This is a genomic window from Arthrobacter sp. Y3225209 (assembly GCF_059090685.1).
The window spans coordinates 70,067-92,379 of the sequence record NZ_JBNHFW010000001.1 but is presented as its reverse complement, the minus strand read 5'-3'; the positions used below and the strand labels follow the sequence as shown (position 1 = coordinate 92,379).

Genomic DNA, 22,313 nt, shown 5'->3' with positions numbered 1-22,313 from the left:
ACCGCGTGCACAAGGCGGGGATGGGCAGACCGAGGTCTGACCATCCCCGCCTCTCACACGGCTAGCGTGGTGCTTTTGCTAGGCCTGCTTTGTCCACTTGTAGGCATTCCAGGTGATGCCGTTCTGGCTCGGGTTCAGTTCAACGTTCTCCATCTTGGAGGAGTGGGCAACCACTCCGGAGTTCGCGTAGAGAACCACGTTGTAGACCTCGGCAGCGAGGATTTCCTCGGCCTGGGTCTTCAGTTCCTTGACTTCTTCGTCGTCAGTGGACTGGGCGATCTGGTCCCAGATCTTGTCCAGTTCTTCGCTGGCGAACTTGCCGTAGTTCTGCTCGCCGTCGGAGACGTAGATGGACTGGGCGCTGGCAGCCAGGCCGGAACCGGCCCAGGCGAAGAGGATGGCATCCCAGGCGCCGGGTTCATTGAGCTTGGCGCTCCAGTCCTTGTCCGGGGTAGGAACAATCTCGAACCCGGCCTGGTCGCACGAGGTCTTGATCAGGGTCACGATGTCCGCACGCAGCTGGCTCGTGGAGGAGAACATCAGGCGGACCGAAACAGGCTCGGTCTTGCCGGCGTCGGCAAGGAGTTTCTTGGCACCTTCGATGTCGACTTCGTCGTACTCGCTGGCGGACGGTGCGCCGGCCAGGACCTCTTCGTAATCTTCCTGGCCGGGCTGGTATTCGCGCAGGTTGTCGACGGTGGCGTTCTCATCGATGGGCTTGGCGAACTTCTCGACGATGTCCTCGCGCGGTACGCACTTGGCGAAGGCCTGGCGTACGGCCAGGTCCTTGAAGACGCCGTTCTCGGACTGGTCCAGGTCAATGTGGCTGAAGGTCAGTTCCGGGCCGGTGAGCATGGTGACGCTCTCACCGATGTTCTCGATGGAGGTCTTGGTGTCGACGGTCGGGCCGGACGGCTCGATGATGTCAACATCACCGTTCTGCAGTGCCTGCACGGCTTCGGTGTCCTCGATGGCCTTGAAGACGATGTTCTCGGTCTGGCCCTTGCGTGCCTCGCCCCAGTAGTTTTCGTTGACCTTCAGGGTCAACGTGCCGTCGGTGGCATTGTCCAGCACGTACGGACCAGAGGAGGGGATCAGTGCGGCATCCGGGAGGGCGGTCAGGTCGGCTTCATAGTTCCAGCCGGTGTTCCAGAACTCGGCGACCGGAGTCAGCGCTGCGGTGTCGTTGTCCTGGATGGCCTTGACCAGGGCTTCGCCGTTGTTTTCAACGCTAAGGCCGCCCTGCTCGGCAGCAATGTGAGCCGGCATGATCGGGCCGATCATCATGGCTTCCCAGTCAGCGTAAGGAGTTTCGAAAACCATCTCGAATTCCTTGGCGCCAGCCTCGCCCTCGATCATCTTGGTCTGCGAGTAACCGTTGGTGGAGGAAGGCTGGAAGATGTTCTCGCCGTCAGCGCCCACGGTCTTGCCGGAGTAGGCGGCCCAGTTCAGCAGCACGTCATCAAAGTCGATGGGGGTGCCGTCGGACCACTTGGCGTCCTCGTTGATGGTGTATTTCACCGTCAGGGGATCGTCACTGGTCTTTTCGAAGGTGCCGAACTCCTCGTCGTGGATGATGCCGTTGGGGCTGTATTCCACAAAGTTGCTGTGCACCAGGTTGTCAACGTAGCTGTTGTACGAGCTGTTGGTGTTGGCCGTGCCGGAGTTGTAGGCATCTGGTGCCTGGCTGATGGCAACCGTAATGGTTGAGGCAAGGTTCTCCGCCTGAGCGGTTTCCCCGTCGCTTTCGTTTCCGCCCCCGGCGGATCCGCAGGCGCCAAGGAACAGGGCCCCCACGGAAAGTGCGGCAAGAGCTGCCGTGCGCTTAGTACGCATCTGTAGTCCTAACTGGTGATGAGGAGTCAGGAACCACCAAAGATGGCCCCCCAAGCGGCCAGTGATAGCCGCCACATGTGGAGAAACACTAGCCACTAAATGTTTCGGCTGTGAGACAAGTTACATGTTGTTAACTGATCGTTACCTGATCGTGGTCAACCGGGGGAACAAAAAGACGCAAAGCTGCCAGTAGTGACACAAAGGCCCCTGCGGATATATTCCGCAGGGGCCTGCCTGTCCGGGTCCGTGATCTCTTACGGAGCCGGTGCCTGCCGTGCAGGCTCATCGTCATGCCGGGCTTATTCGTGCCCGCTAATTCATGTCGGGGAGGTCCAGCCACTGGTACCAGCCGCGGTGCAGCACCAGCCAGGCCATCAGGCCGTAGCCGGCCTGTCCGGGGGTGCCGCCGTTCGCAGCGAGGTCGTTGCGCCACTGTTCGTGGTTCAGCAGCGGGCTCAGCGTGTCCACGTAGACATGCTTGCGGCGGGTGGTGACGTCGCCGAAGGCTGCGGAGAGGTCCGCGAGCTTGCGGTTACGTTCCGGGTCCAGTCCCGGGGGAGGCCCGACGACGAACACCTTGATGCTCATCTGGGCGGCACCGTCGAGGATGTTGGCCAGGTTCAGCCTGCTCCGTGCGGTGGTGAGTTCCAGGTCCAGGTCACGGTCGGAGAGACCAATGACCAGACGGTTTTCGCAGCCGTCATCAAAGCGCCGTCCGGCCTCGGCGAGCCACCGGTTGGCCAGGGCCTCGGTGCCTTCGTGCGGGGCCGCGAGGCTGTATGCCTGCAGGTTTACGTTCTCCGGCGAGGTCCGGGCCAGGACACGGCCCAGCCAGCCAAGTGCCCGCGGATCCCCGTGTCCGGCCAATAGCTCGTCACCTACCGCAGCAAGCCGGATTCTGCGTTGTTCCACTAGTCACCTTCTCGGGTCAAAAAACAGGGTGGGACGCCGAAGCGCCCCACCCAAACGTAGCCTACTGCCGTTCGAAGGCCTTTTTCACGAGGATGTCCTGCTCCACGGCGTGGCGCTTGGCCGAACCCGTAGCGGTGGACGCCGACGCCGGACGGGAAACCAGGCGGAGCCGGCTGTCCAGGTACTGCGGCAGGTTCAGGCCGATGAACGGCCACGGACCCTGGTTCGCCGGTTCGTCCTGTGCCCAGACAATCTCCGCATTCGGGTACTTGCCAACGGCAGCGCGGATCTCTTCCACCGGAAGCGGGTAGAGCTGCTCCACGCGGACGATAGCCGTCTTTTCGTCGCCGGTCTTCTGGCGGTTGGCCAGCAGATCGTAGTACAGGCGTCCGGACACCAGCAGGACCCGGTCCACGGCGTTTGCATCCAGTTCCGCGTGCTCGGGGATGACCGGCTGGAACTCGCCGTGCGTGAACTCATCCACCGACGTCGCGGCAGCCTTAAGGCGCAGCAGCTGCTTCGGCGTGAAGATCACCAGCGGCTTCCGCGGACGGCTGTAGGCCTGGCGGCGCAGCAGGTGGAAGTGCGAGGCACCCGTGGTGGGGTTGGCAACAATCATGTTGTCTTCCGCGCACATCTGCAGGAAGCGCTCGATCCGGGCGGAGGAGTGGTCCGGGCCCTGTCCTTCGTAGCCGTGCGGAAGCATCAGCACCAGCGACGAACGCTGGCCCCACTTCTGCTCGGCCGAGGAAATGAACTCGTCAATGATGGTCTGTGCACCGTTGACGAAGTCACCGAACTGGGCTTCCCAGAGCACCAGTGCATCCGGACGCTCCACGGAGTAGCCGTATTCGAAGCCCATGGCAGCGAATTCGGACAGCAGGGAATCGTAGATCCACAGCTTCGCCTGGTTCGGGTCCAGCTCGGCCAGCGGCATCCACTCTTCGCCGGTGGCGCGGTCATGGAAGACGGCGTGGCGCTGGGTGAACGTTCCGCGCCGCGAGTCCTGCCCGGCGAGGCGTACCGGGACACCCTCCATCAGCAGGGTGCCGAAGGCGGCAATCTCGGCGAAGCCCCAGTCGATGTTGCCCTCGCGGGACATCTGCTCGCGCTTCTCCAGCAGGGACTTGAGCTTCGGGTGGATGGTGAAGCCTTCCGGCACCGCCACGTGGGCCTTGCCGATGTGGGCCAGGACCTCTGCCGAAACCGCCGTGCTGGCCGGCTTGATGATGGTGGTGCCCTCCTGCTGGGCGGCGGGCCGCTCCAGGTCGGAAACCGCTTCCGAGTCCTTCGTGATGACCGGGATCGGGGAGGTCTGGGCAGCGTGCGTCTCAGCGAAGACCCGCTCGAGGCGGCCCTGGTAGTCGCGCAGCGCCTGCTCGGCCTCTTCCTGGCTGATGTCGCCGCGTCCGATCAGGGACTCGGTGTAGAGCTTGCGCACCGAGCGCTTGGCCTCGATCAGGCTGTACATCATCGGCTGCGTCATCGAAGGATCGTCGCCTTCGTTGTGGCCGCGGCGGCGGTAGCAGACCATGTCGATGACAACGTCCTTATGGAACCGCTGGCGGTATTCGTAAGCCAGCTGGCCCACCCGGACCACTGCTTCGGGGTCGTCTCCGTTGACGTGGAAGATCGGTGCCTGGACCATCTTCGCCACGTCGGTGGAGTAAACCGAGGAGCGTGAGGAGGTGGGGGAGGTGGTGAAGCCCACCTGGTTGTTGACCACCACGTGAATGGTGCCGCCGGTGCGGTAGCCGCGCAGCTGGGAGAGGTTCAGCGTTTCCGCCACCACGCCCTGGCCTGCGAACGCCGCATCGCCGTGAATCAGGATCGGCAGGACGGGGAACTCGTCGCCCTTGTCCAACCGGTCCTGCTTGGCGCGGACAATGCCTTCAAGAACCGAGTCTCCGGCCTCAAGGTGGGAGGGGTTGGCGGCCAGGTAGATCTTGGTCTGGTTGCCGTTATCGGAGGTGAAGGTTCCCTCGGTGCCGAGGTGGTACTTCACATCGCCCGAACCCTGCACGCTGCGCGGATCCTGGGTTCCTTCGAACTCGCGGAAGACCTGGGCATAGGTCTTGCCGGCAATGTTCGTCAGGACGTTGAGGCGCCCGCGGTGGGCCATGCCGATGCCGACCTCTTCGAGGCCGTCGTCGGCTGCCCCCGAAATCACGGCGTCCAGCAGCGGAATCAGGGATTCGCCGCCCTCCAGGGAGAAGCGCTTCTGGCCAACGAACTTGGTCTGCAGGAAGGTTTCAAACGCTTCCGCGGCGTTGAGCTTGCTGAGGATGCGCAGCTGCTCTTCGCGGTTCGGCTTGGTGTACTTGGTTTCCAGGCGGTCCTGGAACCACTGGCGCTCTTCGGGATCCTGGATGTGCATGTACTCAATGCCGGCGGTGCGGCAGTACGCGTCCCGCAGGACACCGAGGATCTTGCGCAGCTTCAGCATCGGCTTGCCGCCGAAGCCGCCTGTCGGCCACTCCCGGTCCAGGTCCCACAGCGTGAGGCCGTGGTTCAGGATGTCCAGATCGGCGTGCCGGCGCTGGACGTATTCCAGCGGGTTCGTGTCGGCCATCAGGTGGCCGCGCACGCGGTAGGCGTGGATGAGCTGCTGGATGCGGGCAACCTTGTTGATCTGCTCATCCGGGTTCACCTGGATGTCAGGGCTCCAGCGCACGGGCTCGTACGGGATCCGCAGGGATTCGAAGATCTCGTCGTAGAAGCCCTGCTCGCCGAGCAGGAGCTGGTGGATGATGCGCAGGAACTCGCCGCTGCCGGCACCCTGGATGACGCGGTGGTCATACGTGGAGGTCAGCGTGATGATCTTGCTGATCGCGTTGCGGGCAAGGATCTTCTCATTGGCACCCTGGAATTCAGCCGGGTACTCAAGGGCGCCGGCGCCGATGATGGCGGCCTGGCCCTTGGAAAGGCGGGGAACCGAATGCACGGTGCCGATACCGCCGGGGTTGGTCAGGGAAATGGTGGTGCCGCGGTAATCGTCGGCGCCGAGCTTGCCGGCGCGGGCACGCTTGACCAGATCCTCGTAGGCGTGCCAGAACTCCGAGAAGTTCAGCGTTTCGGCCTTCTTGATGTTCGGCACCACCAGCAGGCGGGTGCCGTCCGGCTTGGGCATGTCGATGGCCAGGCCGAAGTTCACGTGCGCCGGCTGGACGGCAACGGGCTTGCCGTCCACTTCGTCGTAATGCACGTTCATGGAAGGGAACTGGGCTGCGGCGCGGATGATGGCGTAGCCCAGGAGGTGGGTGAAGGACACCTTGCCGCCGCGTGCCCGCTCCAGGTGGCTGTTGATGACAATGCGGTTGTCAATGAGCAGCTTGGCCGGCACGGCGCGAACCGTGGTGGCCGTGGGAACGCTCAGGCTGAGGTCCATGTTGGTGGCGATGGCCTTGGCCGGTCCGCGCAGGACGGTGACCTTGTCCTCTTCCGCAGCAGCGTCGCTGGGCTGGGTTTTGGGCAGCTGGGCCGGGATGGGCGCAGCCTTGGGGGCCGGATCGCTCTTGGCGGCCTGCTGCGGGGCGGGCTCGGCCTTCGGCTTTTCCTTGGCCACCGGCGGTTTGCCCGACTGCTGCGTTGCAGCGGGGGACTCACCGGACGCCTTGGGTGCGTTGGGGGCCGTGGACTCGGCCTTCACTACGGGCAGCTGCCTGGTTACCGGGTTTGCGCCGAGTTCTGAGGGAGAGCCGGATGCCTTCCCGTTGGAGCCGTTGTCTGACTGGGAGTCTTCAGCCTTGAAGGACTCGAAGATGCTCCACCACTTTTTGTCAACGGAATCCTTGTTCGACAAATACTGTTCGTACAGTTCATCGACAAGCCACTCGTTGCCGCCGAATTCTTCCGGCAGGCGGTGGTTGGATTGGTCTGGCACTAGATATACGCCTCTTCCATGAGTTGCCGTTTGCCCTGATGGCACCATGATCTGAGCGGTTCCGCTACAAGAACTTGTTGGTGCGGCCCGGTGCGCAGTGACCGAGACTTCATGCCAGTCTAGTGACATATTCGAAGAACTGGCCAATCCCGCCGGGTTGCGTGAAGTACACCCGGCGCGATCTGCCGGCAAGCGCTGTAGCAGGCACCTGTGGCGGGCGTGCCCCGAACCTGTAAACTGACTCTCCTATGGACAGTTTTTCTAGGCGCCGGCCTGCGTCCCGGACTGCGGCTCCCGCTGCCGGTTCGCCCCGAGCCGGCAAATCCCGCGCCCGATCCACCCAGCATTCGCCTGCCGCTTCATCGGAGCCTTCCAGTCCGGCCTTAGCCGACCACCCTCCGTCTGAACGTATCCCGGCAGCGCCTGTTTCCCGGTTTCCCCGGGCCTTGCCTCTTTCTTTAAGGGAGCCCGCCGCAATCCCGGCCCGGCGCTGCGGCGAAGTGGCGGTGAGGGCCTGATATGGAATGGCTCTACCTCTTCTTCGGTCTGCTCCTTATTCTCGGTACCGGTTTTTTCGTTGCCGTGGAATTTTCGCTCGTCGCCCTGGACCAGCCGGCCGTACGCCGCGCGGTGGAAAACGGCGATAAGGCCGCTGAACCCCTGCTTCGGTGCCTGACCACGCTCTCCACCCAGCTCTCGAGCTGCCAGCTGGGCATCACCCTGACAACCCTGCTGACCGGCTTCGTCATGGAGCCGTCCGTGGGACGCCTGCTGGAAGGCCCGCTGGCCGGGCTGGGACTGCCGCCCCTGCTGGTTGACTCGGTCTCGGTTACCGTCGCAATGATCCTGGCTACGTTCCTGTCCATGCTGCTGGGTGAACTGATCCCCAAGAACATGTCCATCGCCATGCCCTTCCGGGTAGGCAAGGCACTGGCACGCCCGCAGCTGGCCTTCACCGTGGTCTTCAAGCCCGCGGTGCTGCTGCTGAACGGGTTCGCCAACCGCATCCTGCATCTCTTCGGCCTCGAAGCCAAGGAAGAGGTCAGTGGTGCACGCACCCCGGCTGAACTGTCCTCGATGGCACGCCGGTCCGCTGAGATGGGCACACTGGATAAAAACACCGCGGCCTTCCTCTCCCGGACGTTCTCCTTTGCGGGGCGCACTGCGGCGGATGTTATGACCCCGCGTATCCGGCTCGAGACCATCGACGCCGAGCAGCCCGTCGCAGACGTGATTGAAGCGGCCCGCCGGACCGGCTATTCCCGGTTCCCGGTGCTGGGGGATTCCCCGGATGACATCCGCGGTGTCGTGCATGTGAAAAAGGCCGTGGCGGTGCCCCGCAGCAAACGCGCAACGCTGCCTGCCGCCGCGATCATGAGCGACATTCTCCGGGTGCCGGAAACGGTGCACCTGGATTCGCTGCTTTCCGAACTCCGCAACGCCAACCTGCAGCTCGCCGTCGTGCTCGATGAATACGGTGGAACCGCCGGCGTCGCCACCTTGGAGGACCTCGTGGAGGAGATCGTCGGGGAAGTCTCGGACGAACACGACAAAGCCAAGCCCGGGGTGCTGCAGAGTGCATCCGGTGCCTGGTACTTCCCCGGGATCATGCGTCCGGATGAGGTCTCCGCACTGGTGCCGCTGCTGCGGATGCCCGATGAAGCCGGGTATGAAACCGTGGGCGGCTACATCATGGCCGAACTCGGCCGCATTGCGGAAGCGGGGGACCGCGTGGAGGTTCCCGGCGGAATGCTGGAAGTGGAACGCATGGACGGCCGCCGGATTGACCGGGTCAGCTTTATCCCCGTTGCGGAAGACAGCGAAGGGGAGCATCCCACCGAGCATCAGGACAACATGGAAGCACCGCGGGCCGAGGCCCGTAAGGACCGTTCGGCACGAAGGGAGGGCATCCGATGAGCGATCTGGCAGGGATTTTCTGGCTGGTCGTCCTGTTGCTGGGCAATGCCTTCTTCGTTGGTGCCGAGTTTGCCGTGATGTCCGCCCGGCGCAGCCAGATTGAGCCCTATGCGGAAGCCGGTTCCAAACGGGCCAGGACAACACTGTGGGCCATGGAGCATGTTTCCCTGATGCTCGCCTGCGCCCAGCTGGGCATTACCGTGTGCTCCCTCCTGATCCTCTCCGTAGCCGAGCCGGCCATCCACCATCTGCTCTCGGTTCCGCTGGAAGCAGTGGGGCTGCCGACTGAGGCCGCGGACGGCGCGGGGTTCCTGGTGGCGCTGCTGCTGGTCACTTTCCTGCACGTCACCATCGGCGAGATGGTCCCCAAGAACATCTCGGTGTCCGTGGCGGACCGGGCCGTGCTGCTGCTCGCGCCGCCGCTGGTCTTCATTTCCAAACTTGTCCGGCCGGTCATTGCCGCACTGAACTGGCTCGCCAACCATGCCCTGCGCGTGGTGGGCATAACGCCCAAGGACGAGGTTGCCTCGGCCTTCACGCTTGAGGAGATGCAGTCCATCGTGGAGGAATCCACGAAGCTTGGCACCGTGGCGGATAATTCAGGCGTGATTTCGGGTGCGCTGGAGTTTTCCGGGCAAAGCGCCGGAACGGTCATGGTGCCGCTGGATGAGCTGGTGACGCTGCGGACTGATTCCACTCCGGAAGAGTTTGAACGGGCAGTGGGCCGGACCGGCTTCTCCCGCTTTGTGCTGGTGGATGAAGCAGGCAACCTGACCGGTTACATGCATTTGAAAGACATCATGTCCATCCCGCCGGAGGCGTACGAACGGCCGATCACCGAGAACAAGGTGCGCACCCTGGCGAACCTGCGCCTCGATGACGAAATAGAAGACGCGCTGGCGGTGATGCAGCGGACGGGTTCGCACCTTGCCCGTGTGCTGGCACCGGACGGAAGCACCCGGGGAGTGCTGTTCCTTGAGGACATCATTGAACAGCTGGTGGGCGAGATCCGGGACGCCACCCAGGCGCAGGGCTTCCGCCGCACCGGGGAAAGCCTCTAAAGGGCGGGAAGTCTAGATGCGAATGGTTCGCGTTTAGGTTATGCTGTAGAGGCTTTCGCTGCCGGGCCGGCAGTCTGCGGCGCTGCCGTCAGGCGCCGGCGCCGGCCTGTCCTGCCGTCCATGCCACCACCTAACCCAGGGATATTGAACTTATGCGCCGTACCCCCGCCCGCCTGGCCGGAACCGTCCTTGCCGCAGCAGCACTGGTCCTTACTGGCTGCAGCGGCGGAGGCGGCGATGCCTCCGGCGGTTCCGGCGGCGGCGGCACGGTGAACGTGGTGGCTTCCACCGACGTCTACGGCAGCATCCTTTCCAGCGTCGGCGGGGACAAGGTTGAAGTCACCGCGCTGATTGACCGGCCGAGCCAGGATCCGCACTCCTATGAGGCCACGGCCAGGGACCGGCTCGCCGTGTCCAAGGCTGACCTGGTGGTGCTCAACGGCGGAGGGTATGACAGTTTCATGGAAAAGCTGGCTGCCGATGAAGGCGTTCCGGAGGATGACATCCTCAACGCGGTGGAGATCTCCGGACTCGAGGGTTCCGAAGCTGACCACTCCGAAGAAGAGGGCCACTCGGAAGAGGACCACGCCGAAGAGGACCACGCCGATGCTGGGCACTCCCACGAAGGGCACAGCCACGGTTCCTTCAACGAGCACGTCTGGTACAGCCCCGAGGCGATGGGCCTGCTCGCTGAGGCAGCGGCCGAACGGCTCGCTGAGCTCGACCCCGACGCCGCCGAAACCTTCCGCAGCAATGCCGCGGACTTCAACGCGGGGATCGAGGACATCAATGCCGCCCTGGCCGCCATGCGTCCCGTGGCGGACGGCCGTGACGTGGCCCTGACCGAGCCGGTGCCGGATTACCTGGTGGAGGAAGCAGGGCTCCACAATGCCACCCCGTCCGACTTCACCGAAGCCGTGGAAGAGGGCGCCGACGTGCCGCCGCAGGTGCTCAAGGAGATGCAGGACCTGGTCACCGGCGGTTCCATCGTCTTCCTTGGCTACAACGAACAAACCTCCACCCCGCAGACCGAAGCCGTACGCGAAGCGGCACTGGCCGAAGGCGTCCCCGTGCTGGACTTCTCCGAGACCCTGCCCGAGGGCCAGGACTACCTGCAGTGGATGGCAGCGAATACCGAGGCCATTGAAGGTGTCCTGCAGTGACGCCCGCAGCGGCTCCGTCGCCGGTAGTGCGCCTGCGCGACGCAGGGCTCTCATTTGGTGAGCGCACGCTCTGGAAGAACCTCGACCTGGACATTAACGCCGGCGAATTCCTGGCAGTGCTGGGCCCCAACGGCTCGGGCAAAACCAGTTTCCTGAAAGTCCTGCTCGGCCTGCAGCCGCTCAGCGGCGGCACCGTCACCATCAACGGCCGCAATGTGCACCGCGGCAGCAGGGACATCGGCTACATTCCGCAGCAGAAGTCCTTCAGCCCCGGCACTCCGCTGCGCGGCCGGGACCTGGTGGGCCTCGGAGTTGATGGCGACCACTGGGGGCTGCGGCTGCGCCGCGCGCCGGTGCGCCGCCGGGTGGACCGGCTGCTGGAGCAGGTGGGCGCACTGGCCTATGCGGACGAACCCGTGGGACGCCTCTCCGGAGGAGAGCTGCAGCGGCTGCGCGCCGCCCAGGCACTGGCAACGAACCCCGATCTGCTGCTCTGCGACGAACCGCTGCTTTCCCTGGACCTGCATCATCAGCAGGCCATCAGTTCTCTCATCGAACGGCGCTGCCACGACGACGGCTCTGCCGTGGTTTTCGTGACCCATGAGATCAACCCGGTGATCGAATATGTGGACCGTGTCCTGTATCTGGCCGGGGGCCAGTTCCGCACCGGAACACCGTCCGAGGTGCTGCGCAGCGACGTGCTCTCGGAAATGTACGGCAGCCGCGTGGAAGTGCTGCGCAGCCACGGACGGATAGTGGTGCTGGGTATCCCCGACGCCACCACACACCACCACGGAGAGAGCGAGGGTGATCTTGGACCTGCGTAGCTTCTTCGAGGCGGTTTTCGATTTCAGTGATTACGGGGAGCTTTTGCCCCTGGTCCAGAACTCCATCTGGGCAGCCGCCATCCTGGGCCTTGTCGGCGGGCTGATCGGCACGTTCGTCCTGATGCGGGACCTGGCCTTCGCGGTGCACGGCATTGCCGAGCTGTCCTTCGCCGGGGCCTCTTTTGCCCTGCTGATCGGCGTTAACGTGGTGATCGGGTCCCTTGCCGGCTCGGTGGCAGCGGCCGTGCTGCTGGCGGTGATGGGTCTGCGGGCCAGGGACCGCAACTCGATCATCGGCGTCATTATGCCCTTTGGCCTGGGCCTGGGCATCCTGTTCCTGAGCCTCTACGAGGGCCGCTCAGCCAACAAATTCGGTCTGCTCACCGGCCAGATCGTTGCCGTGGACACCGTGCAGCTGAACCTGCTGGCGGGTGTTGCCGCGGTGGTGGTTGCCGCCCTGCTGTTCATCTGGCGTCCGCTGACCTTTGCCAGCGCTGACCCGGACCTGGCCGAAGCGCGTGGCGTGCCGGTACGGGTGCTCTCCATTGTCTTTATGTTCCTGCTCGGACTGGCCGTGGCGCTGTCCATCCAGGTGGTGGGGGCGCTGCTGGTGCTGTCGCTGCTGATTACCCCGGCCGCAGCGGCCCTGCTGGTGACCTCCTCGCCACGGCTGGTGGTGTTCCTCAGCGTCGCCTTTGCCCTGGTCTCGTCCGTGGGCGGGATCCTGCTGGCTCTGGGCGGCCGCATTCCGATCAGCCCGTACGTAACCACCGTGTCCTTTGCCATCTACTTGGTCTGCCGGCTTATCCGCCGGTTCCGGACCGGGCGCGGACGGCGGGAACTCAGCAGGAACACCGCCACTGCCGGCGCCTGACTGAGCCTGTTGCGGCCCGCCGGCCTCGTGCCGCGCCGAGCCGGGCCTTGCCGCGCCGAGCCGGGCCTACGGGCGCCCCGCTAGGCCTTACGGGCGCTGCACTCCGGGCAGAGCCCGAAAACCTCCACGGTATGGGCCACATCGGTGAAGCCGTGCCGGGCGCCGAGGCCCGCCGCCCAGGATTCAACAGCCGGCGCCTCCACTTCCACTGCCTTTCCGCAGTCGCGGCAGACCAGATGGTGGTGGTGGTGCTCGACGGCGCAGCGCCGGTAAATTGCCTCGCCGTCACCGTTGCGCAGCACATCCACCAGGTTCTCATCCGTCATGGACTGCAGGATGCGGTAGGTGGTGGCCAGCGAAACGCGTTCCCCGCGTTCCTGCAGCAGCCGGAACAGCTCCTGGGTACTGACAAAATCGTCCAGCTCGTCCAAGGTGCGCCCCACGGCAAGCCGCTGGCGGGTCACCCGCTGTTCCGGTGCGCGTTTGGACGGCCGGGATGTCTCGGATGACACGGATTCCCCTCCCGGCAGTAGGTGTACGGACACTCCGTCTAGATTATCAGCCGGCGGGTGAATCCCCGGGCCCGGCCGGAACCCTGCCGGGCCCGGGCAGCGCAGAGTAGGGTGGCGCTATGAAAATGACGAAGTACACGCATTCCTGTGTCCGCTTCGAGCAAGGCGGCAGTGTCCTTGTCCTGGATCCCGGGACTTTTTCCGAAGTCGAGACTGCCCTCGAGGATGCGAACGCCGTCCTGGTCACCCATGAGCACGCAGACCACCTGGACCGTTCCCGGGTATTTGCGCAGATGCAGAAACAGCCCGGCCTGGAGCTGTACGCACCGAAGTCCCTCGCAGATTCCCTGCGCGCGGAAGCCGGGGACCTCGCCGGGCGCATCCATGACGTGGAGCCCAACGCGAGCTTCACCATAGCCGGTTTTGGTATCCAGTCCTTTGGCGGCCAGCATGCCCTCATCCATCCCCTGATTCCGATGGTGGCGAATATCGGCTACCTCGTGGAAGGGCGGGTCTATCACCCCGGTGATTCCTTTGTTGTTCCCAACGGGCTGCGTCCTCGGACCGTGCTGGTACCGGTGCATGCCCCGTGGTCCAAGGTGGGGGAGGTGCTCGATTTCGTGATCGCCACCGGCGCCGAGCGGGCGTACAACATCCACGACGCACTCCTGAACGAGACCGGACTGGGCATGGTCGAGGGGCACGTTACCCGTTTCGGGAAAACCTACGGCACCGAGTTCCGCCACCTGGACTCCGGCGAATCCGTGGACCTGTAGTGGACGTAGTAATTTCGGTGCAGGAACTGGCACAGGCCCTCGGCTCGGACCGTCCGCCGGTGCTGCTGGATGTGCGGTGGGTGCTCGGAGCCAGTGACGGCCGCGGGAAGTACCTGCGGGAGCACCTTCCGGGCGCGGTCTACGTGGATATGGATACCGAGCTGTCCGCACCTGCCGTTCCCGCGGAGGGCCGCCACCCGCTGCCGGATCCGGCTGCATTCGCTGATGCCGCGCGTAGCTGGGGGCTGAACCAGGGGGATGCGGCGGTTGTTTACGACGACGCCGGCGGCACCGCAGCTGCCCGCGCCTGGTGGCTGCTGCGGCACGCGGGGTGGAACGACGTGCGTCTTCTCGACGGCGGGCTGGGCGCCTGGCGGGCTGCAGGCCTGGCACTGGAGAGCGGGCCGGTGAAGGCAACGGAGGGAACCGCGCAGTTCTCCTGGGGCCATATGCCCGTAGCCGGCCTTGCGGACGTGGACGGGGTTGCTGCGGCGGGAACACTGATCGACTCCCGCGCACCGGAACGCTACCGCGGTGACACGGAGCCGGTGGACCCCCGTGCCGGGCACATTCCGGGAGCCGTCAACCGACCGTCCACAGCCAACCTGGCACCGGAGGGCACCTTCCGTGCACCGGACGAGCTGCGGAGCGAGTTCCAGGCTTTGGGTGTGCGTCCCGGCGCCCCGGTGGCAGCGTACTGCGGCTCGGGCATCTTCGCTGCCCATGAAGTGGCCGCGCTGGCCTACGCCGGCATCCCCGCGGCCCTGTACCCGGGCTCCTGGTCACAATGGTCCAATACGCCCGGCGCCCCCGTGGCCACGGGCCCGGGGGCCGGCCGTGCTGAAGTGCCGCCGGAAAAAGGGTAGCGTCGAAGCATGTTTACCGGCCGACCCGTCCCGCCGCCGCTGCGGGCGCCCCTGCCCGCCACCCGCCGGACGGAACACCCCAAAGGAGAACCCATGCCCACCCTGTTCACCCGGATCATCAACGGCGAGATTCCCGGCCGTTTCGTGTGGAAGGACAACGACGTCGTGGCGTTCCTGAGCATCGGTCCGCTCAGCGACGGCCATGTACTGGTGGTCCCGCGGCAGGAGATCAACAAGTGGACGGATGCCCCTGCCGAACTCATGCAGAAGCTCATCACTGTGGCCCAGGCTGTCGGGAAGGCCCAGGTGGAGGTTTTCGGTTCCGAGCGTGCGGGCCTAAGCATCGCCGGGTTCGAGGTGGATCACCTGCACCTGCACGTCTGGCCGGCCAACTCGCTGGAGGATTTCGATTTCAGCCGGGCCGAAACGAATCCGGACCCGGACCGGATGGAGCAGAACGCGCAGAAGATCAGGGCTGCGCTGCAGGACGCCGGGTACGCGGAGTTTGTGCCCGCAGCCTGAGGCTGCACGGACAGCACAGCGGCAGTTCCGCCCCTGGGGGCGGGGCTGCCGCTGGTGTTTCCGGCCCGGGACTTACGCCGGTGCCAGCGCCGAGTTCAGTGCGGTCCGGATCCGCTTTTCCGAGACGGAGCGCACCGTTCCCAGTTCCTGGGCGAAGAAACTGATCCGGAGTTCCTCGATCATCCACCGCACCTCCGCCAGTTCCGGGGGAGTCCCGCGGCCGGGCGCCAGGGCTGCTACGGCGTCGTCGTAGTCATCCTCCAGCCCCTGGACAACGGCCATCTGCAATCCGTCGCGCTGGACGTTGTTCGGCAGCTTCTCCAGCCGGCGCTCTATCCCGGCCAGGTACCGCGGCAGGTGCATCAGCTGGGCGTAGCCGGTACGCGCCACAAATCCCGGATAAACGAGGTTCTCCAACTGGGCCCTGATGTCATTCAGGGCGCTGATCAGGGCCAGGGACGTGGTGCCTTTCAGTGCCTTGTTGATCCGGCGGGTGCTGGAAAGGATCTTCTCCACGATCGCCGTGACGGTGAAGACAGTATCGATGAGCTCGGCCCGTACGGTTTCATACAGTGCATCAAACTCCGCCCGGGACCACGGCAGTGCTTCCGGAGTGAGCTTGTCCACGGCCGCCAGCGTGCAGTCCTCGATGAGGGCCGCCACGCTGCCGTGCGGATTCTGGCTGAAGGTCAGTTTTTCGGTATTGCTCAGATGCTCCAGCACATACTTTGCGGGGCTGGGCACGCGCAGTACGAGCAGCCGGATGACACCGGCGCGCATTGCCGCCTGCTGTTCGCCGGGGCTTTGGAAGATCCGCACGCCGGCGGTACTTCCCTCGTCCACCAGGGCCGGGTAACCCGTGACGGTGTGGCCTGCCACCAGCCGCTGCACCTGCTTCTCCAGAGTGCCTACGCTCCATTCGGTGAGCCCGGTCCGCTCCGCCACGGAGGAACCGTTGTCAGCAGCGGCGGAGACCGGGGTGCCGCCCTTCGCCGCTGCCGCACCCTTGGCGCCCTTGGGCCCATGAGGCGCTTTGGGTCCGCGCGGCTGCACGGTCGACGGCGTTGCTCCCAGAGACTCGGCGATCGCGCGGCGGGTGGCCGGGGCCAGGGCTTCCTGCAAAGCGGCCAGGTCCTTGCCCTCGTCCAGCACCCGTCCGGAGGAGTCCACCACGGTGAAGGTCATACGCAGGTGTCCCGGGACGGCATCCCAGTTCCAGGAACCGGGCGGGATGATGGAGCCCTTGAGCCGGCGCAGCACAAGTTCCAGGGACGGTTCCAACTCATCCGTTGCCGGGTCGAAGTCGGCTGCCAGTGCGGCGGCTGCGGCGCGGGCAACGTCGGGGGCCGGGACGAAGTTCTTCCGCACGGCCTTCGGCAGGGACTTGATCAGCGCCGTGATGAGCTCGGCGCGCAGGCCCGGGATCTGCCAGGCGAAGGGGCCGGGAGTGAGCTGGTTGAGGAACAGCACGGGTACTTCCACGGTGACGCCGTCATTGGCGGAGGGCACCCCGGGCGTGAACTCGTAGGAGAGCGGCAGTTCAAAGGAACCGTAGAAGAAGGACTTGGGGAAGTCGTTCTCATCCAGGCCGGCGGCGTCGTCGGTGCGCAGAGCATCCGGGTCAAAGTCCAGCAGCGCCGGGTTCTCATGCCGGGCGGATTTCCACCACTTGTCGAAGTGCCGTTCGGAGACGACGTCGGCGCCCACGCGCTCGTCGTAGAACTCGAAGAGGGTTTCGTCATCCACGCGCAGGCCCCGGCGGCGGACACGGTTCTCCAGTTCCTCCACTTCGGCCAGCAATGCCTGGTTGCGGTGGAAGAACTTGTGGTGCGTGCGCCAGTCTCCCTCCACAAGGGCATGCCGGATGAACATCTCACGGGAGAGCACCGGATCGATCCGGCCGTAGTTGATGCTGCGCTGCGGAACCACGGGCACACCGTAGAGGGTGACCTTCTCATAGGCCATCACCGCGCCGCGGCTCTTGGACCAGTGCGGTTCGCTGTAGGTGCGCTTGACCAGGTGCGGGGCCACTTCCTCGGCCCAGAGCGGATCGAAGGACGCTGCCACCCGCGCCCAGAGCCGGGAGGTCTCCACCAGCTCGGCGGCCATCACCCAGTCCGGGGACTTCTTGAACAGGGCCGAACCGGGGAAGACCGCGAAGCGGGTGCCGCGGGCACCGGCGTACTCACGTTTGCGCTGGTCATAAAGGCCGATGTGGCTCAGCAGTCCGGCCAGCAGCGACATGTGGATTTCCTTGTGCCGGCCCACCGGGTCCACCGGGTGCGGGGACAGCGTGATACCCAGCGGTTTGGCCAGCTGGCGCAGCTGGGCAAACAGGTCCTGCCATTCGCGGATCCGCAGGAAGTTGAGGAACTCGTTTTTGCACAACCGCCGGAACGCGGAGGAGGAGAGTTCCTTCTGCTTTTCCTGGATGTAGCGCCACAGGTTCAGGTAGCCGGTGAAGTCCGACTTCTCATCCACGAAACGCTTGTGCATTTCCGCGGCCTTCTGCGCCCGGGCCGGATCATCCTTGGAGGGGCGCTCGCGCGGGTCCTGAATGGTCAGCGCGGCGGTCAGGACCATGACTTCCTTGGCGCAGCCGCGCTGTCCGGCTTCAACGATCATCCGGCCCAGCCGCGGATCCACCGGCAACTGGGAAAGCTTGCGCCCCACCGGGGTGATGCCGCCCTTGGGGTGCAGGGCGCCGAGTTCGCGCAGCAGCACCGCGCCGTCGTTCACCGCCTTGGAATCCGGGGGCTGGACGAAGGGGAAGTCGGAGACGTCCTTCGGGCCCTTGGCCACGCCCATGGCGGCCATCTGCAGAATGACGGCGGCGAGGTTGGTGCGCAGGATTTCCGGATCGGTGAACTCCGGCCGGGATTCGAAGTCCTCCTGCGAATACAGACGGATGGCAATACCGTCGGAGACACGGCCGCAACGGCCCGAGCGCTGGTTGGCCGAGGCCTGGGAAATACGTTCGATCGGCAGCCGCTGGACCTTGGTGCGGTGCGAGTAACGCGAAATGCGTGCGGTGCCGGTGTCGATCACGTACTTGATGCCGGGGACCGTCAGCGAGGTTTCAGCCACGTTGGTGGCCAGCACAATCCGGCGGTTCCGCCCGGGGGAGAAGACCTTGTGCTGTTCGGCCAGGGAGAGCCTGGCGTACAGCGGCAGGATTTCGGTGTTGGCCAGCCGCGGGTTGCGGGAGACGGAGGACCGCAGGGCGTCGGCGGCGTCGCGGATTTCGCGCTCGCCGGAGAAGAACACCAGGACGTCGCCGGGTGCCTCGCGGGAGAGCTCATCCACGGCGTCGCAGACAGCGTCCACCGGGTCGCGGTCCTCTTCGAGCTCATCCTCGATGCCGTCGTCGTCGCTGCCGCCGTCGGCGGGCTGGTTGAGCGGCCGGTACCGGATTTCCACCGGGAAGGTGCGGCCGGAAACTTCGATGATGGGTGCGGGTTTGCCGTCCAGGGCGAAGTGCTCGGCGAAGCGCTGCGGGTCGATGGTGGCCGAGGTGATAATCACCTTCAGGTCAGGGCGCTCGGGCAGCAGCCGGCGCAGGTACCCCAGGATGAAGTCGATGTTCAGGCTGCGCTCATGGGCCTCATCGATGATGATGGTGCTGTACTTCTTCAGCTTCGGATCATGCTGGATTTCGGCCAGCAGGATGCCGTCGGTCATCAGCTTGACCTTGGTTTTTCGGCTGGTTTCCCCGGTGAACCGCACCTGGAAGCCCACCTCGTCGCCTATTTCGACGTCGAGCTCGGAGGCAATGCGCTCAGCAACGGTGCGTGCGGCAAGCCGCCGGGGCTGGGTGTGGCCGATCAGGCCCTTTTCCGCCAAACCCAGTTCCAGGCACATCTTGGGGATCTGTGTGGTTTTACCGGAGCCGGTTTCACCGGCGATGACGGTGACCTGGTTGGCCGCAATGGCAGCCATGATGTCTTCGCGGCGCTCCGAAACGGGCAGCTGTGCGGGATAGGAAATTGTCAGTGCCATGATTGCCACCAGTCTAGTGGCTCGGGCTGTGCGGCTTCCCGGATTCCGCCGTCGGCGGGATTTCCGCGGCCTGCTGCAGCAGGGCTGCGGCACGGCGGGCACGCTCACGCATTTCCGGCGGTTCAAGGATCTCAAAGGGGACGCCCCAGGCCGTGAGGCGGATCAGGGGCAGGTCCAGGGAATCCCAGCCCCCGCGCAGGATGGTGTGTCCGGGCCCGTCAGCGGAGACATGGGCAACGTCAGGGGGGACCTGTTCGGCTACGGCATGCAGCGGTGCCGCCAGCCGCACCACAACGGAGTAGCGGTATGGATTGCGGGTGATGGATTCCTGCACATAGGCGGCCAGATCGGTGGCCGGCAGGGGCCGCGGTGAAAAGCGTTCCCGTTGGGAGGGGGTGCTGTTGCAGCGGTCCACCCGGAAGGTCCGCCAGTCGGCGCGTTCCAGGTCCCAGGCCACCGCGTACCAGCGCCGCCCGGTGCTTACCAGCCGGTACGGTTCCACCATGCGGCGTGCGGAACCGCCGTCGGCCGCGGTATAGCGGAAGGCCACCACCCGGCGTTCGGTGATGCCGGATGAGAATGCCGTCAGGATCTCCGGGTCCACTCCGCCGCCCGGCCCGGCGAGGGTGGATACGGACTGGCGGAGCGCAGAGAACTTGGGCCGCAGCCGCCCGGGCAGCACCTGTTCCAGCTTCGCCAGCGCACGAACCGAGGCCTCCCCGATCCCGGTGACCGGGCCGGTGGCCACCGCGGTCAGGCCCAGCGCTACGGCGAGGGCTTCTTCGTCATCGAGCAGCAGCGGGGGCAGCTGTGCACCGGCGCCGAGCTGGTACCCGCCGGCGATTCCGGGGGACGCGGAAATGGGATAGCCCAGGCTGCGCAGCTTGCCGATGTCACGGCGGACCGTGCGCTCGGTAATGGAGAGCCGTTCCGCCAGCGCAGCACCGGTCCATTCACGTCGCATCTGCAGCAGGGAGAGCAGTTGCAGCAGCCGCGCGGAGGTTTCCAACATGAACTTCAAGTTACGCCGGATTGAGGTCAAAAGCTGTCCTGATTTCTTTTTACGCTGGGTAAATTCCCCTATCGAAAGGTGTCAGCCATGACGCAGGAACAGCAGGAACAGCAGGAACACCAGCACGATCACCAGCCGCGGACCGGCCCCGGGTTGCAGGAAGCGGCGGCGGCACTTGCCGAGCAGCTCACCTGGCACTGGGACAGCCAGGCGAGGCCGCGGCTGGCCGGGCTCACGGACGCCGAGTACTTTTGGGAACCGGTGCCCGGCTGCTGGAACGTGCATCCGCGGGGCACGGGCAATGCTCCGGTACAGGGCGGTGCGGGGGACTACACCATCGACTTTGCGTTTCCCGAACCCGACCCCGCTCCGGTGACCACCATCGCGTGGCGGCTGGCCCATCTCCTTGTGGGTGTCCTGGGCATGCGGAATGCCACCCACTTCGGCGGCCCGCCGGTGAGCTATCAGGATTTCGACTACCCCGGCACTGCTGACGGCGCCTTGGAACTGCTGGACGCCTATTACAGCCACTGGATCAGCGGGGTGCTGGCGCTGAGTCCCGAGGAACTGGACGCGCCGGCCGGTGAGGCGGAGGGCAGCTGGGCCGAGGCTCCCATGTCCGCGCTGGTGCTGCATATCAACCGGGAAATGATCCACCATCTGGCCGAGATCGCGCTGCTGCGCGACCTGTACGCCCACGGGCTGCGGTAGCGCTCCGGCGCAGGCGCGGCAGCGGACACGCACTTTTGCGCTGCTGCCAACCATTGCGCTGCATACCGTCTGGTCGGTATTGTCGGCCCCACACTGCCAGACCTGCCACGCCGGCCCGTGCACCGACGCACGGGCGGCAACCTAGGAGAGCCATGTCTGAAACACCAAACAGCACCATCCGCCGTGTAGCCGTTGTGACGGGTGCCGGACGGGGGATCGGTGCCGCCGTCGCCATGCGGCTTGCCGCTGACGGAAACGCCGTCGCCGTCATCGACCTGCGGGAGCAGGATACGGAGCGGACCGTCGAGGCCATCCGCGCGGCCGGAGGCACGGCGCTCGGCATCGGCGCCGACGTTTCCGATGCAGCCGCCGTCGAACAGGCGGTGGAGCGGATCGCCGCGGAGCTGGGTCCGCCCACCATCCTGGTCAACAATGCCGGGATCCTCCGGGACAACCTGCTGTTCAAGATGAGCGAGACGGACTGGGATGCCGTGATGGGTGTCCATCTGCGCGGGGCGTTCCTGATGAGCCGGGCGGTGCAGGCACATCAGGTGAAGGAGGAATGGGGACGCATCATCAACCTTTCCTCCACCTCGGCCCTGGGCAACCGGGGGCAGGCGAACTATGCCGCCGCCAAGGCGGGCATCCAGGGATTCACCAAGACCCTGGCGATAGAACTGGGCCGGTACAACGTCACGGTCAATGCCATTGCACCCGGCTTCATTGAAACCGACATGACGCGGGCGACGGCGGAGCGGATAGGCGTGCCGTTTGAGGATTTCGTGGCGCACGCTGCCAAGGAGATCCCGGTGGGCCGGCCGGGCAAACCGGAGGACATTGCTGCGGCAGCATCCTTCTTCGCACGGGATGATGCCTCCTTTGTCTCCGGCCAGGTCCTTTACGTCGCCGGCGGACCGAAGGCCTAGCGGTGGCCCGGTTCAGCTCCGTGGAGGAGCTCAAAGCTGCGGTGGGTCAGACGGAAACCAGCGACTGGATCACCATTGACCAGGAACGGGTGAACCAATTTGCCGATGCCACCGATGACCACCAGTGGATCCATGTTGACCCGGAACGCGCCAAACAGGGTCCCTTCGGCGGACCGATAGCCCACGGCTACCTGAGCCTGGCACTGCTGCCGGCGCTCGCCTCGGGCCGCTTCCGGGTGGACGGGATGGTGATGGGCGTGAACTACGGCCTGGACCGGGTACGCTTCCCGCATCCCGTACCCGTGGGAAGCCGGGTCCGGGCACATTCGGAGATCGCTTCCGTGGAGCCCGTGGCCCAGGGGGTGCGGGTGAAGCTGCTGGTCACCATCGAGATTGAGGGCGTGGACAAGCCGGCAGCCGTGGCGGAGTCCATTTCCCTCTACGTCCTGGGCTAGCAGTAATCTTCCCGTCCCGCGGACCGGAAGGAAGCACAAACAGCCGGGGCCCGTCCGTTTG

17 protein-coding genes are annotated in these 22,313 nt (G+C 65.3%); 11 read left to right on the top strand and 6 right to left on the bottom strand.

The window, feature by feature from the left end; genetic code table 11:
- Positions 1–78: 78 nt before the first annotated feature.
- The 3 genes from AC5RVB_RS00420 to AC5RVB_RS00410 form a co-directional block, all read right to left on the bottom strand.
- Positions 79–1,836, bottom strand: a complete 1,758-nt coding sequence (locus tag AC5RVB_RS00420; protein WP_227903407.1) for an ABC transporter family substrate-binding protein — start codon at positions 1,834–1,836, stop codon at positions 79–81.
- A gap of 312 nt (positions 1,837–2,148) precedes the next feature.
- Positions 2,149–2,748: a GDSL-type esterase/lipase family protein gene (locus AC5RVB_RS00415; protein ID WP_227903405.1), complete on the bottom strand. Its 600-nt coding sequence runs from the start codon at positions 2,746–2,748 to the stop codon at positions 2,149–2,151.
- A gap of 61 nt (positions 2,749–2,809) precedes the next feature.
- Entirely contained in the window at positions 2,810–6,631 is a 3,822-nt protein-coding gene (locus tag AC5RVB_RS00410; protein ID WP_227903404.1) for a multifunctional oxoglutarate decarboxylase/oxoglutarate dehydrogenase thiamine pyrophosphate-binding subunit/dihydrolipoyllysine-residue succinyltransferase subunit, read from the bottom strand.
- 519 nt (positions 6,632–7,150) lie between these two features.
- Here AC5RVB_RS00410 and AC5RVB_RS00405 point away from each other — a divergent pair.
- The 5 genes from AC5RVB_RS00405 to AC5RVB_RS00385 all read left to right on the top strand — a co-directional run bounded on the left by AC5RVB_RS00405 (position 7,151) and on the right by AC5RVB_RS00385 (position 12,473).
- Positions 7,151–8,548, top strand: a complete 1,398-nt coding sequence (locus tag AC5RVB_RS00405; RefSeq protein WP_227903403.1) for a hemolysin family protein — start codon at positions 7,151–7,153, stop codon at positions 8,546–8,548.
- The gene (locus AC5RVB_RS00400) at positions 8,545–9,609 is read left to right on the top strand and encodes a hemolysin family protein (RefSeq protein ID WP_227903401.1); all 1,065 of its coding nucleotides are present in this window, start codon (positions 8,545–8,547) and stop codon (positions 9,607–9,609) included. Before AC5RVB_RS00405 ends, AC5RVB_RS00400 begins: the two co-directional genes overlap by 4 nt.
- A gap of 152 nt (positions 9,610–9,761) precedes the next feature.
- A complete protein-coding gene (locus AC5RVB_RS00395; RefSeq protein ID WP_227903399.1) occupies positions 9,762–10,772 on the top strand; it encodes a metal ABC transporter solute-binding protein, Zn/Mn family in 1,011 nt (336 codons plus the stop codon).
- The gene (locus AC5RVB_RS00390) at positions 10,769–11,599 is read left to right on the top strand and encodes a metal ABC transporter ATP-binding protein (RefSeq protein WP_423723751.1); all 831 of its coding nucleotides are present in this window, start codon (positions 10,769–10,771) and stop codon (positions 11,597–11,599) included. Before AC5RVB_RS00395 ends, AC5RVB_RS00390 begins: the two co-directional genes overlap by 4 nt.
- Positions 11,586–12,473 carry a metal ABC transporter permease gene (locus tag AC5RVB_RS00385; RefSeq protein ID WP_227929473.1) on the top strand — a complete coding sequence of 296 codons (888 nt, stop codon included), beginning with the start codon at positions 11,586–11,588 and terminating at the stop codon, positions 12,471–12,473. Before AC5RVB_RS00390 ends, AC5RVB_RS00385 begins: the two co-directional genes overlap by 14 nt.
- Positions 12,474–12,553: 80 nt before the next feature.
- On the opposite strand, the gene AC5RVB_RS00380 is transcribed toward AC5RVB_RS00385, so the two are convergent.
- On the bottom strand, positions 12,554–12,985 hold the full coding sequence (locus tag AC5RVB_RS00380) for a Fur family transcriptional regulator (protein ID WP_494141701.1): 432 nt from the start codon (positions 12,983–12,985) through the stop codon (positions 12,554–12,556).
- Positions 12,986–13,104: 119 nt separating this feature from the next.
- Between AC5RVB_RS00380 and AC5RVB_RS00375 the strand changes: the two genes are divergently transcribed.
- The 3 genes from AC5RVB_RS00375 to AC5RVB_RS00365 all read left to right on the top strand — a co-directional run bounded on the left by AC5RVB_RS00375 (position 13,105) and on the right by AC5RVB_RS00365 (position 15,149).
- Positions 13,105–13,761 (top strand): MBL fold metallo-hydrolase, encoded by a 657-nt coding sequence (locus tag AC5RVB_RS00375; RefSeq protein WP_494141700.1) that lies wholly within the window; start codon positions 13,105–13,107, stop codon positions 13,759–13,761.
- Positions 13,761–14,627, top strand: coding sequence for a sulfurtransferase (locus AC5RVB_RS00370; RefSeq protein WP_494141699.1), 867 nt, complete (start codon positions 13,761–13,763; stop codon positions 14,625–14,627). Before AC5RVB_RS00375 ends, AC5RVB_RS00370 begins: the two co-directional genes overlap by 1 nt.
- A 93-nt stretch (positions 14,628–14,720) precedes the next feature.
- Positions 14,721–15,149: an HIT family protein gene (locus AC5RVB_RS00365; protein ID WP_494141698.1), complete on the top strand. Its 429-nt coding sequence runs from the start codon at positions 14,721–14,723 to the stop codon at positions 15,147–15,149.
- 72 nt (positions 15,150–15,221) lie between these two features.
- On the opposite strand, the gene hrpA is transcribed toward AC5RVB_RS00365, so the two are convergent.
- Together hrpA and AC5RVB_RS00355 are read right to left on the bottom strand one after the other, a co-directional pair.
- Positions 15,222–19,148 carry an ATP-dependent RNA helicase HrpA gene (gene hrpA, locus AC5RVB_RS00360; protein ID WP_494141697.1) on the bottom strand — a complete coding sequence of 1,309 codons (3,927 nt, stop codon included), beginning with the start codon at positions 19,146–19,148 and terminating at the stop codon, positions 15,222–15,224.
- A 13-nt stretch (positions 19,149–19,161) separates the two neighbouring features.
- On the bottom strand, positions 19,162–20,160 hold the full coding sequence (locus tag AC5RVB_RS00355; protein WP_227929476.1) for a helix-turn-helix transcriptional regulator: 999 nt from the start codon (positions 20,158–20,160) through the stop codon (positions 19,162–19,164).
- A gap of 87 nt (positions 20,161–20,247) precedes the next feature.
- On the opposite strand from AC5RVB_RS00355, the gene AC5RVB_RS00350 reads away from it, so the two are divergent.
- The 3 genes from AC5RVB_RS00350 to AC5RVB_RS00340 all read left to right on the top strand — a co-directional run bounded on the left by AC5RVB_RS00350 (position 20,248) and on the right by AC5RVB_RS00340 (position 22,252).
- Positions 20,248–20,871 carry a DinB family protein gene (locus AC5RVB_RS00350; RefSeq protein ID WP_494141696.1) on the top strand — a complete coding sequence of 208 codons (624 nt, stop codon included), beginning with the start codon at positions 20,248–20,250 and terminating at the stop codon, positions 20,869–20,871.
- Between the two features lie 152 nt (positions 20,872–21,023).
- Positions 21,024–21,797: a 3-oxoacyl-ACP reductase FabG gene (fabG, locus tag AC5RVB_RS00345; RefSeq protein ID WP_227929478.1), complete on the top strand. Its 774-nt coding sequence runs from the start codon at positions 21,024–21,026 to the stop codon at positions 21,795–21,797.
- A gap of 2 nt (positions 21,798–21,799) precedes the next feature.
- Positions 21,800–22,252, top strand: a complete 453-nt coding sequence (locus AC5RVB_RS00340) for a MaoC family dehydratase (protein WP_227903389.1) — start codon at positions 21,800–21,802, stop codon at positions 22,250–22,252.
- Positions 22,253–22,313 lie beyond the last annotated feature (61 nt).

Coding starts and splice junctions, on each gene's coding strand:
- AC5RVB_RS00420 (WP_227903407.1), bottom strand. CDS start 1,836: ATGCGTACTAAGCGCACGGCAGCTCTTGCCGCACTTTCCGTGGGGGCC.
- AC5RVB_RS00405 (WP_227903403.1), top strand. CDS start 7,151: ATGGAATGGCTCTACCTCTTCTTCGGTCTGCTCCTTATTCTCGGTACC.
- AC5RVB_RS00400 (WP_227903401.1), top strand. CDS start 8,545: ATGAGCGATCTGGCAGGGATTTTCTGGCTGGTCGTCCTGTTGCTGGGC.
- AC5RVB_RS00395 (WP_227903399.1), top strand. CDS start 9,762: ATGCGCCGTACCCCCGCCCGCCTGGCCGGAACCGTCCTTGCCGCAGCA.
- AC5RVB_RS00375 (WP_494141700.1), top strand. CDS start 13,105: ATGAAAATGACGAAGTACACGCATTCCTGTGTCCGCTTCGAGCAAGGC.
- AC5RVB_RS00365 (WP_494141698.1), top strand. CDS start 14,721: ATGCCCACCCTGTTCACCCGGATCATCAACGGCGAGATTCCCGGCCGT.
- hrpA (WP_494141697.1), bottom strand. CDS start 19,148: ATGGCACTGACAATTTCCTATCCCGCACAGCTGCCCGTTTCGGAGCGC.
- AC5RVB_RS00355 (WP_227929476.1), bottom strand. CDS start 20,160: ATGTTGGAAACCTCCGCGCGGCTGCTGCAACTGCTCTCCCTGCTGCAG.
- AC5RVB_RS00350 (WP_494141696.1), top strand. CDS start 20,248: ATGACGCAGGAACAGCAGGAACAGCAGGAACACCAGCACGATCACCAG.
- fabG (WP_227929478.1), top strand. CDS start 21,024: ATGTCTGAAACACCAAACAGCACCATCCGCCGTGTAGCCGTTGTGACG.